This is a genomic window from Lachnospiraceae bacterium GAM79 (genome assembly GCA_020735665.1).
Lineage (GTDB): Bacteria > Bacillota > Clostridia > Lachnospirales > Lachnospiraceae > Coprococcus.
This window is the reverse complement of sequence record CP085928.1, coordinates 680,938-697,972: the sequence shown is the minus strand read 5'-3', so window position 1 is coordinate 697,972 and position 17,035 is coordinate 680,938. Positions and strand designations below refer to the sequence as shown.

At 38.6% G+C, this 17,035-nt stretch carries 9 protein-coding genes; all 9 read right to left on the bottom strand.

The features are described from left to right. Window positions 1–14 precede the first annotated feature (14 nt). Window positions 15–6,389 (bottom strand): DUF5057 domain-containing protein, encoded by a 6,375-nt coding sequence (locus tag LK416_03060; protein UEA75179.1) that lies wholly within the window; start codon window positions 6,387–6,389, stop codon window positions 15–17. A 15-nt stretch (window positions 6,390–6,404) separates the two neighbouring features. Then, entirely contained in the window at window positions 6,405–7,208 is an 804-nt protein-coding gene (locus LK416_03055) for a prepilin-type N-terminal cleavage/methylation domain-containing protein (GenBank protein UEA75178.1), read from the bottom strand. Between the two features lie 13 nt (window positions 7,209–7,221). Continuing rightward, on the bottom strand, window positions 7,222–7,791 hold the full coding sequence (locus LK416_03050; protein ID UEA75177.1) for a type II secretion system GspH family protein: 570 nt from the start codon (window positions 7,789–7,791) through the stop codon (window positions 7,222–7,224). A gap of 11 nt (window positions 7,792–7,802) precedes the next feature. Further along, window positions 7,803–10,859: a hypothetical protein gene (locus LK416_03045; protein ID UEA75176.1), complete on the bottom strand. Its 3,057-nt coding sequence runs from the start codon at window positions 10,857–10,859 to the stop codon at window positions 7,803–7,805. A gap of 3 nt (window positions 10,860–10,862) precedes the next feature. Continuing rightward, window positions 10,863–12,278 (bottom strand): prepilin-type N-terminal cleavage/methylation domain-containing protein, encoded by a 1,416-nt coding sequence (locus tag LK416_03040; protein ID UEA75175.1) that lies wholly within the window; start codon window positions 12,276–12,278, stop codon window positions 10,863–10,865. 55 nt (window positions 12,279–12,333) lie between these two features. After that, window positions 12,334–13,104: a hypothetical protein gene (locus LK416_03035; GenBank protein UEA75174.1), complete on the bottom strand. Its 771-nt coding sequence runs from the start codon at window positions 13,102–13,104 to the stop codon at window positions 12,334–12,336. Window positions 13,105–13,117: 13 nt separating this feature from the next. Continuing rightward, complete coding sequence (pilM, locus tag LK416_03030; protein ID UEA75173.1) at window positions 13,118–14,737, bottom strand: type IV pilus assembly protein PilM; 1,620 nt, start codon at window positions 14,735–14,737, stop codon at window positions 13,118–13,120. Between the two features lie 448 nt (window positions 14,738–15,185). Next, entirely contained in the window at window positions 15,186–15,596 is a 411-nt protein-coding gene (locus tag LK416_03025; protein UEA75172.1) for a prepilin-type N-terminal cleavage/methylation domain-containing protein, read from the bottom strand. Window positions 15,597–15,743: 147 nt separating this feature from the next. Further along, window positions 15,744–16,952: a type II secretion system F family protein gene (locus LK416_03020; protein ID UEA75171.1), complete on the bottom strand. Its 1,209-nt coding sequence runs from the start codon at window positions 16,950–16,952 to the stop codon at window positions 15,744–15,746. Window positions 16,953–17,035: the final 83 nt, after the last annotated feature.

Here is a 17,035-nt window from a genome sequence, read left to right as displayed (position 1 = left end):
TTTAATAGCTCATATTAAGCTAATGTATATTTTTCTGCTTCAATACCATCTACAGTTACAATACTGTTTGTATTGTTCTGTGTCAGGTTGAAGAGTGGATCAGCAGCTTTAATCTTGATGATCTTCTGTACTGGTGTAGCTTCACCGCCATAATAAACTTCAACAACAATATAAGTATAATTACCACCATACGGTGCAAAACACTCTTCTGAAGGTTTCAGCTTATTATTTGAATACTGATCTCTAACCTTAATCTTTTCTGTCGCATCATCAAACTGTACAAATCCATCAAAAGTAGCTAACCAAGTCATCTTTGCCTGCTTCTCTTCTTCTGTCAATGCAATGTAACCATGCTGTGATAACTCGTTTTTCTCTGCTTCTGTCAGATGAGATTTAATAGCATCATACGCTTTCCACTTCCAGATTTTTTCATCCGTTCTGTCTTTCAACTCTGCATCTGTAAACTTTACAAACTGTTTTTCGATATCCGAACGTTTCCAGCTCCAAACCAGTTTATCCTTTGTAGCAGAATATACCGGACTTAACTTCTTAGGATCCTGATCATTCAGATCCAGATCATAATACACATTGATCCGATCTACGGTGATACCGTCCGGAATATCAATTTTTGCATCAAAGTTTGGCGATGTTGTCTTATCTGCTATTTCAATCAGATAAATATTATTGCCTGCTGACTCATCCTTACCAAGCTCATTCACAAAGTTTGTATCCGGCTGGAACAATGTTACATCCGGCTTAGGCACTGATGCTAAAGCACTGTTAATAATAACATTGATGAACAATTTTCTCTCATCATTATTCTTTGTTCCATTACCTGTTACAGATGTATGACCGGCTCCACAATATGTGATAGCTCCGTTACCATACGCTGTTGTATAAATGAAGTAACTCTCCATTCCATCATAAGGTGATGCAGCATAATAAGATGACATTGTCTTTGCATTACCATTGTTATTACATCCTGCAAGTGTATACCAGACTGTTGTCTTCGTAGCCTCAAGATCCAGTGAATATGCCTGCTGATGTGTACCCGATATATTCAGGGATGAACCTATCGCAAACGGATACAGGGTAACCAGACCTTCATTTAATCTGGAAGCCTTTGCTGTCTGCGCAAATGCAGACTCATCTCTGTTACCATCATTGGTTGTGGTACGAAGTGCACCGTTTACATCCATCTTTGAATAAATATATGGTGTATTATTCTCTGCATGTATACTCTTATTCACTGCAAAATACAGATATGACATTGATAATGCACTTATATTCCAGCTAGACTTATCACTCGGAATCTGTGTTACATTATAATTTGAATTATAATTCTTTAATGTCTTAATCGTGCTGTCATAGATTCCCGATGTCTGATTCAGCTTTCCTGATATTCCGGCTGTTGTATTGAATCCGTATGGTGTCAGATAATATGTATCTGACTTATCCTTATATGACTTATACTCATAGCCATCATTTGTCTGAGCATATGAACTCTTCTGGTTTGTAAGATCCACATGGAATCGGTTCAGTCCAACCATATCAAGCAAGTTTGTAGTAAGTGTATAAGCACCACCCGCCTTCTTTGAATATGGTGACATTGTATCATGGAAGAAGAACAAATCTCCTCCGGCTTTTACATAATCCTTAATGTACTGACATGTCGTTGCATTCATATCAACATAAGCACTTGTGCTGTCTCCATATGGTGAGAATGCTGCAGAAGGACCAAGTACCAGGATAGAATACATCTTCTTAAGGAAGTCCTTACCATAAGATCTTCTTAAGTATTTATAATACTCATCCTTTGCATTCAGCTCTGCATCCTTTGCATCACGATATGCCGTAAATAATGTTCCATATGTTCCAAACTCATTGAAATTAGTTCCCTTGTCTCCATAATATTTCATGAAGATCATAGAATAATCTCCGGTCTTTATACAGTAGTTAAACAGCTGCACAATCTCACTTTCCGGTACCCATCTGTTCAATGCACCAAGCAGAGACTGTGAACCCTGTCTGTATTTACCATACTTTGCTGTATCTATCTTAGTTGCATCATTTCCAAACTGGTCGATTGCACCCTCCAGATACTTATCAATATTTTCCTTTGGAGTTTCAACAGCAGCCTTTGCATTCTGATATGCAGTCCATTTCTCCTGCAAGCCATCTGCATAATCCTGCCGAGTCATTCCATCAACTTTACCGCCTGCTTTGGACAGTGTCTCTGCATCTGCAACCCACTGCTCCAGGCAGTTATAAGTTCCGCTTGCATTATCTGCTGTTGTAAAACTTGCTTTATTCTTATTGATAACCGCCATATCAAGATTGATATTATAATCATCCGTAATCGTATCTGCAAGGTTTGAATACCAGTTATCATCTCCGGCACTCAGGTCATACTGTACAATTCCAAAACGGTTCTCATGACGTCCAAGTGATTTGTACTGTGATAATGCTACTTCTGATCCCAGTTTCGGTTCTGATGTAAGGCCATTGTAATACATGATCTTATGTGCCCACTGAGACTGAATATCAAAGTATAAAGTATCCTTAAAATTATGGAAGTCTGTTGTCTGGCCATCATACATTGTCTGGATCTGAAGGACATTGATATTGTTCTTATCAGCTGTCTCATTCACAACCTTACTAAGCCCTGAACTGGTTGCTATAAGCTCAGTTCCCTCATAGATCTCCAGATACCAGCTGGCTGATCCGAAAAAGTCTTCATCCAATTCCAATGTGGTTGATGCAGTATATGATGTCATTCCTGCAGAAGCAGCTCCTTTTGTAAGAGTTCCCTCTGTATGATAATCACTTGAATCAAATGTCATGTTACGATCTTTATCACAATATAACTTATATGTATATGTGGCATCCGACTTACTGCTTCTGACCTCGAACTCAAATGGAAGACTGGTCGTTCTCAGATAAGAACTCGTAATTCCTTCCTTATAGGTAGCAGGTTTATTTGTAAATACTACTCTCACTCTGCTTGCTGAACTCTTGATCAGACTGTTCAGTGAGGTCTTCATCGTATCAGATGGTACGACTGCATAAGACTTAATCACTGAAGGATCGTCATTCTGGAACCAGCTCTCATTCTCTACATCCGTAGTCAGATGAATCTTGTAAGATCCGCCTGTACCGATCTCTTTCGCCGTATATAAGGTCTGACCATACGTTCCATTCTGATTATCTATCATCTGCGTATCATCATGATCATATCCCCATAATACATTTTTCACACTTGTAGAAGCTGCTTTTTTATCATATGCATACTTCACAAGCTTATACACTCTGGAAGATGGATCCAGGTAATAATTTCCCTTTTCGATCGTTCCATCATCTTTAAACCAGTAACCTGAAAGAAGCTGAACCTGAGTCAATGCATTCACGCCGTTCTTAACATTGTAACCCTGCATCTTCTCATATACAGATGTCAGTTCATCACCGAAGATAACCGGTTTTCCGGCATCTATATATTCTACAAGTTCATCATACTTTGTCTTTGTAAGATCATTACCGTTTTCAGGCATGTATACTGCCTTACCTACCAGATCTGCCGGCATATAATTATCTGTAATATACTCTAACATACCTGTATGTGTGTACATAATGAATGTCGGTAAACCATAACCTAATGCTTTGATCGCATCACCATTCAGATTACCACTATGTGCAGAATAAACTTCCTCAACGCTTCTATCAAGTGCTGTATAATCACCACCGATATAAACCAGATCATAACTTGTTGCGATATCATCTTTCATACCGATCAATGCTTCCGTAGAAACCTGAGTAAGTTCGATATCACCATAGTTTAATCCATCTATTGCATATGCAAGTTTGGCCTTTGTCAGATCAAAGTCATAATACTCAACATTCTTCTGAAGTTCTTCTTTGGCCTTACCCTCAATCACATCTGACGGAACAGTATAATAATCACCCTTTATCTCTGAACCATCCATATGTTTTGAATAGGAAGAATTTTTATTCTTGGTTTCTGCTAACTCGCGATCAATCGGATAATCCGGTTGAATTTCAAGAACCTTGAACTTATTATCAGAGCCATCACGATACTGACCTGCATTAATGATATCTGCAATTGCTTTTGCTGACGGACTGATAATGGTCTTATTTCCGCCATTATTGTCATCATCACCATCTCCAGAGCCAACACCATCTCCGGCTTTATCACTGGCAATTACATATACACCACCTTCAACAGCGTCGCATAATGATTTATATGCATCTTTTCCAATCTCATCTTTATAAGCACCCGACTCGATAAAGATAAAATCAAACTGTGTAAAGTCAATCACCTGTTTTGTAGAATTCTTGGTAAGTGCTTCCGCTTTGTGATCTAGATATAACTTATTGACATAATTAAATGCCTTATCTCTACCTTCTGTAGAATCTTCTGAATAATCCAAAACAGTATATTCATAAGATAAGTTTGATGAATAATTTGCATCATAAGCAGGATCTGATTCTGTTGTCTTCTTTGTAAACTCTGCATATGTATCTGCAACGTTTGTATAATCATAATCTGCTGATTTCTGCTCACCATTCTTTGTAACAATGAAATTACATCCATTGCTGCCAACTTCATAAGCACCCGTCACTATAGTATCATCTGTTCCAGTTCCGGTTCCAGTTCCGGTTCCAGTTCCGGTTCCTGTTCCGGTTCCACTTCCTGCAGCTGCAACAAGCTCATCAATTGCTGTTCCGGCAGGCTCAATGATCACTCCATACTGGAATTCAGAACCGGCATTCAGATATGAGAAATTATAATTGTACACATAAGTATTTGTCGCACTGTCAAAAGAACCGTTTCCACCTTCTAAAGATGAAAGCATAACTGAATACTTCTCTGTCTCATTCTTACCAACCAGATAAGTCTTTCCGTCTATTGTAACAGTAAGATATACATTTGATCCGGTAAGATCTACAGATGAACGAACCTCTCCGGATAATTCCTTAGTTGCAACATCCTGAAAACCGGTATTTGAAAGATCGGTCGTTGAATAGACAGCACCTTCACCTGAGGTCAAAGCATTCTTGATATCACGGCTCTGAAGAACATAGATATTCGCACCACTTGGCACATATCTGTATCCACGGCTTGCATAAGCGGCTCCTGTGAATACACTGTTCTCTGCTGTTTCTTCTGCTTCCCAGGTATTAGTCTTCTTATTGAAAGTATAGGCACTTGCATCCATATGTGTGGAATCATTGTTTGCTGCTAATTCATCAAACATCCTCGATGACTCACCATTTGAAATAACAAGTACTTCTGCATTATCAAAATCCCATTTTGTTCTGGAAGCCGTAATACCACCAATAGAACTTGATACCTTAATATATGCAGAATCACTGTGATTCGTCTGGAAATTCAGGAAGTCTGTCAATGAATTATCTTCATACCATTTATAATATCTGTTTTTGTTGATATAGTCATTTCCACCCTCTGTCGCAGAACGTTCCGCTGTAAGGATGAAATCTGAAATTGTCTTTGTTGTCTTTTGGGTTGGATCCGGTACATCATTATCACTTGCTTCTTTATAAAGCACATTGAAATATCCCGGCTCTACTGCTAATACATTATCTATACGGGCTGTCAGATTCTTTGTAATCAACTTGAATGCTAATGTTCCCATACGATATGTATCATTATTTCCCTTTATCGAACTTGCATCTTTTACACAAAGTGTATATTTATCAAGAACGATCGGATGGCGGTCATCCATTGTATAGCTTACAAGCCAATTATATAATGCTTCGCTTATATCTTTGTCTTTTGATGCATATGCATTCTCATCCGGTGCAACGATATATATGAAATCCGCTGCAGATAAAATTGCTTTTGCATTTGTATCCATACTGTTCAGATTGTCAACAGTAACCGTTGTTAATGTCACTGCTCCGGCTGCCATCTTCTGGGATGCAATCGTCTTATAACCATCAAATACCGCATATCTGAAATACTCACCATCATACACATACTTCCATAATGGTGTTGTATTTGTATAATCAGACTCATTTTTGATATTACCTTTATAGTTTGATGCAGTAACTTTAGCAGTCATATCTGTATCTGCTTTCGCAATATCGTCATTTGATTTAGACTTTGGAAGGATCTGAACAATACGATATTTGTCATCACCTGTTGCCTTTAAACTGGCGCTGTTCGAATTGATAACCGCAAGGTCAATATTCGAATAGCCTACAAGTCCTGTTGCAGCACTCAGTTCTGCGTTATTTTCATTTACAGGAGTTCCAGAATTAGCTAATGTGAAATTGACGAATACCGCACTAACAATCAGTGTAAAGATGATTGCTACGGAAGATAAAACAACTTTTTTATTCTTAAACACTATTCTTTCCTCCTTTTAGTTTGAATGCGCTTTTAACACATTTGAATTTCTAAGGCTGACAACTCCATCCACTGTATAAGATGCTGCTGTCTGTGCATCCTGAAGTTTCATGGTGATTGCAAAACTATCCTCATCCGGATTCACCTTCACATCAAACTGCTCAACATTCTTTGCAAGCAGACAGGCCTCATCATTACTTGAATCAATAAATGATCCGCCTCCGGAATTAGACGCCTTCATTCTGTAAGCATATAACTTCTTGTTTGTCTTATCATATAATAGAGTACAACTTGTTATCTCGCTATCACCTGTTGTTGAATCCAGACCGGATGCATAATTAAGCTTAATATAAAGCTTATCCGCCGTCTTTGAACCTACCGTTGTCGATACCGTACTGAGTGCTACATCTTTATCCAACTCACCGATGTTGTAGCAAGGTCTTTTATTCGATCCGCTTGCAGGATTTGAAGAAGGGGCTACCTGCACTGTTTTGTTTCCGCCTCCTTCTTTATAAGAACCATCATCCTGTCTTAAATCCGACGCATCAGGAACCAGATATACGCCTTCTTTCGATGATGTTTCACCTACTCGCTTTGCTTTTGCATAAATCTTAACATCTGTTGCTGCCATCAGCATATCAGACATAGTATCATAGGCTTCTTCAGCCTGTGTCTGTATCTTCTTTCTGGATGTCATCTTCCGATTGGAAGCAACCACTGATCCAATCAGGGTTGTAACTGCTACCATAAATACACTTAAGATACCTATGTAAAGTACCAGTTCAATGAAAGTGAAACCCTTATTCTCTGTTTTTTTCACTATTCATCCCTCCTTATGATCCTGTATAATGACTACCAGTCGTTTTGTTTAATGTTACTTTACCTACTGATGCATTCGACCGCTCCTTATTGAAAGTATAAATACCATCTCCCGACCAAACCGAACCATCTGCTTTATTAAACATAACGATCATAAAACCCGCTGTGCCATTTACTTCAGTAACCTCTTTTGCGGTATCTGAAGATTTTGCCGCGTACATAATCTTTACGCGATCCAGCGTTATAGTATCTATTGATGTGTCTGCAGTAAAGTTAGCTCTGTCTTTAAAATCATCTGAAGGGTCTCCATTCGCTTTACGCGTAACATCACCCGTAAAGGTTCCGTATGTAATCTGATATTTATCGTCAACCTTTTCAATCAACATAGCAGCTTTTTTATTTTGAGATTTTGTCAATTTTACTAATGTAGACAATTCCTCATTGAATGACTCTTTAGCCGAGGTAGCCCGGGCAGTTGATATCGCTGATATCGTAACAGCTGCCAGTCCGGATAACACCGCTATTATTCCAAGAACAATAATCAGTTCTACCAGAGAATATCCAGCATTGTTTCTTTTCTTCATCTTCACCCCTCCTAATCTACATTCTTCTTCCAGTTCTGGAATTCAAGAATATCACTATAAGAGATGTCAGATAAAGTAGAACTCTTCACCTCTGCACTACTGTCTTTTTCTTCTTTTACATAGTTCTTTAAGATTTCTCTTGTAACTACGCTTACATCTGTATCTGTGCTGTCTGCGCACTTCTTCAGCACACTCGCTGTATAAGATACATCTGCTGATATACTAATGCTGCTATCACAGATAACCTTACCACCTGCTATAATCAATCCTCTGAATGACTTTACCTTGTTACTGAACTTCACATCGCCACCGCAGATAACAATACCCTGTAATGAATTGCCTGTAGCTGTATCAAGCGTTACATCTCCATCATTGATAACAAGAATCGAATCTGCTGATCCATCATCAGACGAAATCGTTTTACTGATATTCTTATGCGCTGTATGGTTAGTGCCGTCAGGCAGTGTATGCGTTCCAAAAATCTTTGTAAAGTCAACATAGTTATTTAATGGTGTCAGACTGTAATTATAAGAGTACGAATCACTTCTTACATAATCTCCCTTATACTTTCCATCTGCATCCTTGCCAACATATGTGTACTGATACTCGCCTGATGCTAACTGAGTTCTTGTATAATCACCTTTATTAGCACCTACATTTTTGAATTGTGCATGCTCGTATCTGTACTTCTGAGACTGCTTTCCATTACTGGTCTCTGTATAATCTGTATATTTTACTAATGCCCATGCAGATTGCTCTTCATCGGTCTCCTTACCTTCAGCATCCAACACCTTATTGTTTAATACAGACAGATGATCTTTCATGTTGATATACATGTAATTAAGGAAATTACTCACCTTATGTGCCTCTGTTTCAGAATCTGATCCAGTTAACTGTCCTGCACTTGTTTTAAGGTTTTCATAAGCAAGATTATTTGCTGTCGTGTCTCCATTTCCAAGCAACATGGTGAATGTCTTAGATGTAGCTGCTGCTTTTAAAGCCGTTTCAACACTCATCGTACTCTTTGTTGATGCCTGAATATATAAAGATCCGTCATTCTTATTCTGTGCCGTTACAGCCGCGCCTGAACCAACCTTAGAAGAATCTACCTTGCCATCTGCACCAACAGGAAGTAACAATGTCACATCGAAGCTGTCATAATTAGATACGTTATATATCTTCTTATTTGTTTCTTCCAGATTCTCTGCCAGAAGATCATAATACTTCTTTACAAAAGCTTCTGCTTCTTCTACATTACTCTGCTTATTATCTCCCGCTTTAATATAAAGATAATAATAATCATGACCAGACACCGTCTGTTTGATCGCATTAACTACCAATTCATTATTACTCAGTTTTTCAGTAAACTCTTTGTATAATTCCTTTAATTTAACATCATTGTTAAAACTATTTGGGAACTTCAACTTAACATGTGTATAACCATTTGAATCTACTGTCTCGCTGCCTGCAACCGGCTCCCACTGTGTCAGGAAAATCAACTGATTGGATTTCACATCAAGCGACTGACCAGTTGAATAATCCTTCAATGTTGTAAATGCATAGTCCAGATTCTTTTCATTTCCATCTGCATCAACAAGACCGAGTTCTTTTCTCTCATTAGCATCTGTGATAGAAGAAGCTGCCACTTTTGAGAACTCAATATATGATTTACCCGCAATATAAAGAGATTGTAAGCTCTTCAGATCCAATGTGGACTTCTTACCATTTACAATAATCGCACTATCACTAAAATGAGATTTTAAACTGTAATTTGTAGGGAGTTTGCCCGCATTCCCGAGAAGCTTAATGCTCCGAATATCATCTGTAGAATAGCTATATCCAAAGTATGTACCCTTAAAGAATGTCAAATTAGATTCTTCTGCATTTAACTCTGTATCATCATATACATAAGCGTTTGCTGCCGCTGTAATAGAACCGCCTTTATCTCCATCAATGATAATATTATCGGTCCAGAGCTCTGAAAGGTTCGAACTTCTACCTGAAAGAGTAATATCTGCACCATTATATGCTGTCAATGCACCAGAATTTACAATAACATCTGAATTCATTGTCAATGATGCTTTGTCAACAAAAATACCAGAATTAGCGCTTTCATCTGTAGCGCCCCAGTTTCTTACAACACTATCATTATATTTGTTTGTAACTTTTGTTGCAGTCACAGCATTATAATCTTTATTATAATAATCAGATGCTGTGTATACATTTCCTTTAACATTTACAACTGTTGCACTTGCATCGTTATAATTCGTAGTTGTTCCGGATACCTGCAGTCCCATATCTGCCAGAAATGCATAACTATACAAACTATTGCTGTTTATACCTGTCATATCAAACGAAACATTATATTCTGGTTTTTTAAGTACCAAGTCCGTCATAATTGACTGCTCATACGTTCCTGGAGCCATCGTCTCCCTATCTGTTGCAGCAGTCAATGTAATTGTTCTCTTAACACCTACGTTCTTAAATGCAATCGTCTCTACAGTTCCTGAATTAAATCCCGGTTCCGTATTTGTCTGTCCGGAAATATCTCCCGTCAGGGAATTCTTAACATATTTGATATAACTGTGTTTTCCCGCATTATCTGTATATACAATTCGAAGATTATCACAATCAAGTGTAACATTCGGATCTGTAATATAACCCTGCAATGTAGCTACTAATGTAGGGATTTTATTCAGATTATCATCATCCATAATTCCCTGCATAAAAAACTTTTTGAACAGATTATTTGCCTCTGTCTCAGAAAGATTCGTATACTTTCCATCTTTATAATATACAACTAACTCTGCAGTCGTTGTATATGCGGAATATAAGTGTTCATTTGTCGTTGCACCAATTCCTGCATAAATCTCATCCATTGCCTTCTCTACACTGTAGAAGTTATTCAATGAATTAATCTTGTAATATCTGAGTTTGTATGCTAATAACATACCCATTAACAGGGCGGATACCAGAATACTCAAAAACGTTGCAGATACAATTACAAGGACAAAACTGGAACCACGATTACTCATGTGCTTCAGTCTGCTCTTTAATTTTTTAAGCATCTTCTAATTCCCCCTTGTTCCTGATATAGTCGTCTTGTCAGTCGTCTTATCATTACTGTCTTTTTCTTCCATAAGAACAGTCAGATCGTACATATAGACATCGTCCGCCGTATCATCCTTTGTTCCCATAACACTTACAGTTGAATTTGGTTTATCTACTGTAAAGTTCGCATATACTTTAGTCTTTCCGGCTAATGTATTAATCTTTGCTTCATCTGCCGGTTTCTTAAGTGTTCCGGTTGAATCTGCAAAATTCACACGCACCTTTACAGATGATGGAGATACCTTATGCTGATTATTTACATAAATCAGATCATCAAGTGTCTTGCTGCTATCACCGCCCTGCAAAGCTTCATTGATAATTTCTGCATACTTATCATCAATATCTGCTACAGTCTGGAAAATATAAATCTTTGCCTTTTCATCCGCATCTAATGCATTTGTATCTATATTCACATAATCACGATTTACATAGATACCATTACTGGTTGCAGGAACATATAACAGATAGATTGGTGGCAGTTTATCATAATCATTCTGATATACTACACCTTCTCCATTTGCACTGGCTGGTTTATATACGTTATTTGTATTGTTCTCATATTCAGACTTAATAACGCCGATTGTTGTCTTATCTACATACTTTACGATACACTGCACACGATATTTGTTATTTGCAGTCTTTGACACTTTAATCGTCGTTGTCTTTGAGAACTCATCATTCTTCCAGAATTCATCACCATCACTGGAAAGCATCTGATTATACTGCACTGTATGACTCTTTAACAGTTCTGTCTTCTGATCCTTAAAATATGCACTTGCCTGATTATCCAGATTATTTCCATCTGCGGTTCCGGTATCACCTGTGTAAGTTGCCCCGGCAATGATCGCTGCCTGTTTATTATCCAGTGTACGAACAGTACCTACTGAAGATGTGATCTTAACATAATCACCATTTTCATCAACTTTTGCATCTCCTGTTGCCGGATCCCAGATATACCCCATCGCAGCAACCTGCTGTGCAAGATCACTGACCGTGACTGTACAGCCATACTTCGCGTAATTTCCTCCTATAGATATGTCATTACATGTGTATGTCTTCTCCGTATAATTCACCTTCTTCACTCCGGCAATCTTATTATCCGTTGTTTTCGGAGTTGTAGTTGTGCAGGTGAAATTATAGCTACCTGTAGAATTGCCATCAGGTATACTGATGGCACTACTACTCATATCTGCAGTTTTAAAGCTTTCCATGATCTGTTCTGCTTTATCAATGGCATACTGTTTCTTGGTTGATTTCTTATTGATATTAACAGCGGAAATCAACTGGGAGGTAAGAGGAACGATCAATATGGCAAATACGGCTACAGCAATGATTACTTCTATCAAACTAAAGCCTTTATTGTTTTTCTTTGTCATTTTCTACTTCTCACTCCGTTTAAAAACTGTTTACGGGTTTCAGGTTTATAACTACCTACTGAGCATTATCGCTTGATGTAGTTGTTGTAGCTGTTGACTTCTTTGTCGGGTTACCGAAGATATTATCCTTTCCGTTCTGAACATTAACATCTACCTGATCTGTAGTTCTGTCTCCACCATTTACTGCGTATGATGTGAATGACATATCACCTGTATATTTTCCTGTCTCCTCATCAAAAGCGATACTGATAGAATCAACAGTCATACGGAAGTCTCCACTCTGAATATAATCAATGACATCCTTAAGATCCTTGTATGAACCTGAATAGGTAACAGGGAAGTTCGCTGAATAGCAGTTATAATTATCTCCTGAAGCTGCAGCACTATCAGCTACGGTTGTGTCAGCCGCAGTCGTATCGGTTGCTGCTGCTCCATCTCCGAGTGTAGCATCACCTACCGCACCGGTTCCGAGTGTGTAGAATAACTGTTCTTCTCCCATCGTTACAGAAGGGAAGTCAAACTTATATTCATCCTTGATACCCTGTAAATACATAATTGTATTCTCCTGATAGAGCTCTGATGGGAATTCATCAAGGATTGCCTGATACTCTTTCTTATAGTTCTCTGTATCTTTAATATACTGGTCACGATTTACATCCTTTGACTTCAGATCATTATAGTAAACCTGCTGTTTGTCCTTTTCGGATATGATACTCTTCCGGTCTTCAAAATTATTCATAGCCACATAACGAATCGGCACGAATAATATTACAACACCCAATAAAAATAATAATAAATTTCTTTGTCCTTTTGTCATTGCATCCATGTTCGTACCCTCCTTACTGAGCTAATGTTGCATCTGTCTCTGTAGTATCTTCTGTTGATGCATTCGCATCCACATAGATACAGGTTACAGTGAAATCATATGTAGTCTTGCCTGATTCCTCATCTACATTCTCTGTAATGCTTCCGATGAATGAATTATCGATACAGTCAATTTCTTTTAAGCTGATCGCAAGACCCGCAACATCGTCATACTTTTCTGCAGTACCGGATATGGATACACCGCTCGCATCTGAATTGAACGCTGTTACTTCTGTTCCCTTTGGCATCTTCTCTTCTAAAGCATTGATAAAGGTTACTACATTCTCATTCAGATTCTTAGTGTAGCTGTACATGCTCATGGCATCCACATAGATGCTCTCTGCATCCTCATAGTCCTGTACAATGGTTTCAATATCTTTAATTGATTCAATCTTTCGGTTTACATCATCCAGCTCACTCTGTGCCTTATTCTTCATGATAAATGAAGCCGCAGTCACACCACCGGCAACGAGCACTGCCAGAATCAGAAATGCAACTACAAAAGGCGTAGAATCAACAGCTCCTTCTTTCTTAGATGCTGTTGCCCCTTCTGATATTACAAATCCCATAGGTGCAAAAGCCGCACCGATAGGAACCATAAGGTATACAGGATTATAAATCTTCAAATCAATCTTCGGGTCAAACTTGATATTGAATAAACTATCCATAACTCTGGTTGATACATTAAGCTGTACCTTGAATAAACCATCGATTCCTTTGATCAGTGCTCCATCGCCTGTCAGGAATACATCATCAATCGGCTTATCCGGATTTTTTGATGCAAAGAAATCCATCACACGTCCAATGTTATTGATCAGGTAACGGAATGAACCGGTGATCGCATTATCATCGAAATCAACTGTGATCAGACGTTCATTCTGAAGTAAGGTCATAGCTGTCGTTGCATCTACGCCCTTTGCATCCATTACTTCATTTACTACAACATTGGTACCATATGGTACAGTTCTCTGGAGTAAAAGGATATCTCCTTTTACAATATTTAATACGGTAGATTCACTACCTAACTGGATTACCATCGTTGTCATGTTCTCACTGGTCTGTGTCTTGATCAGCTGTAACATGGCATTTCCAATGTAATCGAGCGCCACTACTTTCAGTCCCGCAAGTGCTGCCACTTCATAGTAGGAACGAACCATACTGGTCGGTGCTGCTACAGCAAGGACTCTTAACTGTTTGTTATTTTCTTCATCAGTGACTGTCTCTAATACAGAATGGGATACGGTGTAATCCTCTATATTAACAGGGAAATACTCTGATGAGTTCGCATTAATAATTCCTTTGATTTTGTTCTCCTTAACGAAAGGCACAAGGACCTCTCTGTTAACGATCTTTGTAGAGGTAAGGACGAAAATCGCGTCCTTGTTAGTGATTCCGTTTGCAGCAAGCTGTGATCTGATTGCTTCTGCAATTCTTTCTTTGTCTCTGATAAAACCATCTTCGTATGAGTCTTCCGGAGTCTCAAAGATGATGGCATTATGTACGGTTGAAGTCTTCTTCTCAGAAGCGGTTACTTCTGTGATAGTAATACTTTCATTTGTAATGTCGATTGTTAAGACTTTTTTATTACTCGCCATTTTAAATAGCCTCCCTCGCTAATCAGTAGTTTTGTCGGGAATTCTCCCTTAATTGCCTGAGTACCAGCTTACATGCTGTTCACCCCATATAAATAAAAATAGAATACGCCTGTATCTTACAGGCTATAAGGTGAACAACCTGTCACCCTCAAAATGGTCTCTATGTTTGACCCTCCATATGCGACCATTCACTTGTTTTCCAGCTTATATGCAAGCCGGTTGCCGTCATTAGTTTAATCACTCACTAAACTACTGACTGCTTCCAAGACATCATATATCTTTTCTGCATTGCATTATGATATAGTGATGTCTATAAATCCACAAACATCTTACTCATGTTATCGAAAGGCAACAACTAGCTATAATATGTCATACGAGGAATTTCAAACAGCTTAATTTTGTTGCCTTTCAATACTATTAAAATAAAATATTTGTTTTCAGTTAAAGCCTAGTTCTGTGGGGAAAGTAATTTATTTGTATTTCCGCCTGAATAAACTTCAACTTTATTGTTTGCTACATCAATTAAAACTTTGAATTCAGAATTCTTGTCGTAATATTTACCCTTTAATGATGCGCTACCAAGAATCTCGCTAAGTTCCTGTCCAAAACTTCCTGATGCTTTCCATGAAGTTACAGTAGCTGTTTTTGCAGTACTTCCAAGTGAAGCCATAGCCTCTTCATTTGACATTGCGGTCTGACATGCAGAACGAATAGTGTCAGCATTTGAAATATCTGTTGATGCTCTTGACTTGTTAATGTACTTGATAAGTGCCGGTGCAAGTGCGCCTGCAAGGATTGCCATGATAGCAATAACGATAATTAATTCTACTAATGAGAAACCTTTGTTGTTCTTCTTCATAATTATTCTCTCCTTTTTCTTTCTTAATTATTTTATGTTGTTGTTGTGTCATATGACACTATATCAATACCGGCATCCTCGTTCTACCGGAATCAATCAATGTAAAACTGTGTAAGTAAATTATGTATTGTTTATTGGTTTATTGTATTAATACTGATCCATTGCATCGTACATACTCATGATAGGACCGTATACAGCTGCTACGATCATACCTACGATACAGGCAAGTATAACCATGATCAACGGTTCCATTGCTGCCGTTAATTTATTAGTAGCTGCGTCTACCTCTTCATCGTAGTAGTCGGCAACCTTACTGAGCATCTCCTCGATATCACCGGTCTCTTCACCGATCTTTGTCATCGCTGATAACATCGGCGGAAGAACCTCCATATCCTTTAATGGTTTTGAAAGCGGGATACCCTTTGCAACCTGTGTCTTTGCATCCATCAGGCCATCACGTATGATCTTATTATCCATCATCTTCGCTACCTGTTCTACAGCATCGATCATAGAGATACCGGATGCCATCAAAGTGCTCATGGTTCTTGCGAATCTGGAGCAAGCTGATTTGATCGTCAGGTTTCCGAATACCGGAGCCTTGATCGCGATATTCGAGAAGAACTGTTCACCAACCGAACTCTTCTTGAACGCCTTACAGGCAAACACGATCGCTGCTACAACAATGATCAATATGTACCATTTATGAATAATGAAGTTACTTGCCGCAACCATCATTCTTGTTGCAAGAGGAAGCTTTGTTCCCATGTCTTCAAACATACTGGTGAAGTTCGGGATTACCGCGATCATTACCACGATTACTACGATGATCATTACGATAAATACTACGATAGGATAAACCATCGCGCCCTTGATCTTACTGGATAATGCATTATCCTTTTCAAAGTGTTCTACCAGACGATCCAGACACACCTCTAAGTTACCGGACAACTCACCGGCAGCTACCATGTTGATCATGATCGGAGGGAATACATCTGAGTTTACTCGAAGGGCATCTGCAAGAGTACCACCTTTTTCAACATATGTCTTCGCATCCATAACCGCACGCTTCAGTGTTGGATTCTCGATCTGGTCGCCCATCAGTTCCAATGCGGAAATGATCGTAACACCCGCTTTTATAACAGCTGAGAACTGTTTACAAAAGACACCCAGGTCTCGTGATTTTACTTTCTTCTTAATTAAACCCCCTGAAAATGGATTGTTCTGCTCTGTCAGGCTCATGATCGAATAGCCATCCGACTTCAGCTTTTTCTCCGCTCCATCTCTGTTTGGGGCCTCGATGGTACCTTTTTTATTCTTACCATCTTTGTCAACAACCTTGTAGTTAAATACTGCCATTGTTTCTCCTCCGACCCTATCATATTTCTTCCGTGATCATATCTGACCACACCCTTTATGCGTCTTTAAGCGCATAAAATCTC

What these genes read in the sequence shown, in the direction of transcription:
- LK416_03050 (UEA75177.1), bottom strand. Translation starts at nt 7,791, where the DNA reads ATGAAGAAAAGAAACAATGCTGGATATTCTCTGGTAGAACTGATTATT.
- LK416_03045 (UEA75176.1), bottom strand. Translation starts at nt 10,859, where the DNA reads ATGCTTAAAAAATTAAAGAGCAGACTGAAGCACATGAGTAATCGTGGT.
- LK416_03040 (UEA75175.1), bottom strand. Translation starts at nt 12,278, where the DNA reads ATGACAAAGAAAAACAATAAAGGCTTTAGTTTGATAGAAGTAATCATT.
- LK416_03035 (UEA75174.1), bottom strand. Translation starts at nt 13,104, where the DNA reads ATGGATGCAATGACAAAAGGACAAAGAAATTTATTATTATTTTTATTG.
- pilM (UEA75173.1), bottom strand. Translation starts at nt 14,737, where the DNA reads ATGGCGAGTAATAAAAAAGTCTTAACAATCGACATTACAAATGAAAGT.
- LK416_03025 (UEA75172.1), bottom strand. Translation starts at nt 15,596, where the DNA reads ATGAAGAAGAACAACAAAGGTTTCTCATTAGTAGAATTAATTATCGTT.
- LK416_03020 (UEA75171.1), bottom strand. Translation starts at nt 16,952, where the DNA reads ATGGCAGTATTTAACTACAAGGTTGTTGACAAAGATGGTAAGAATAAA.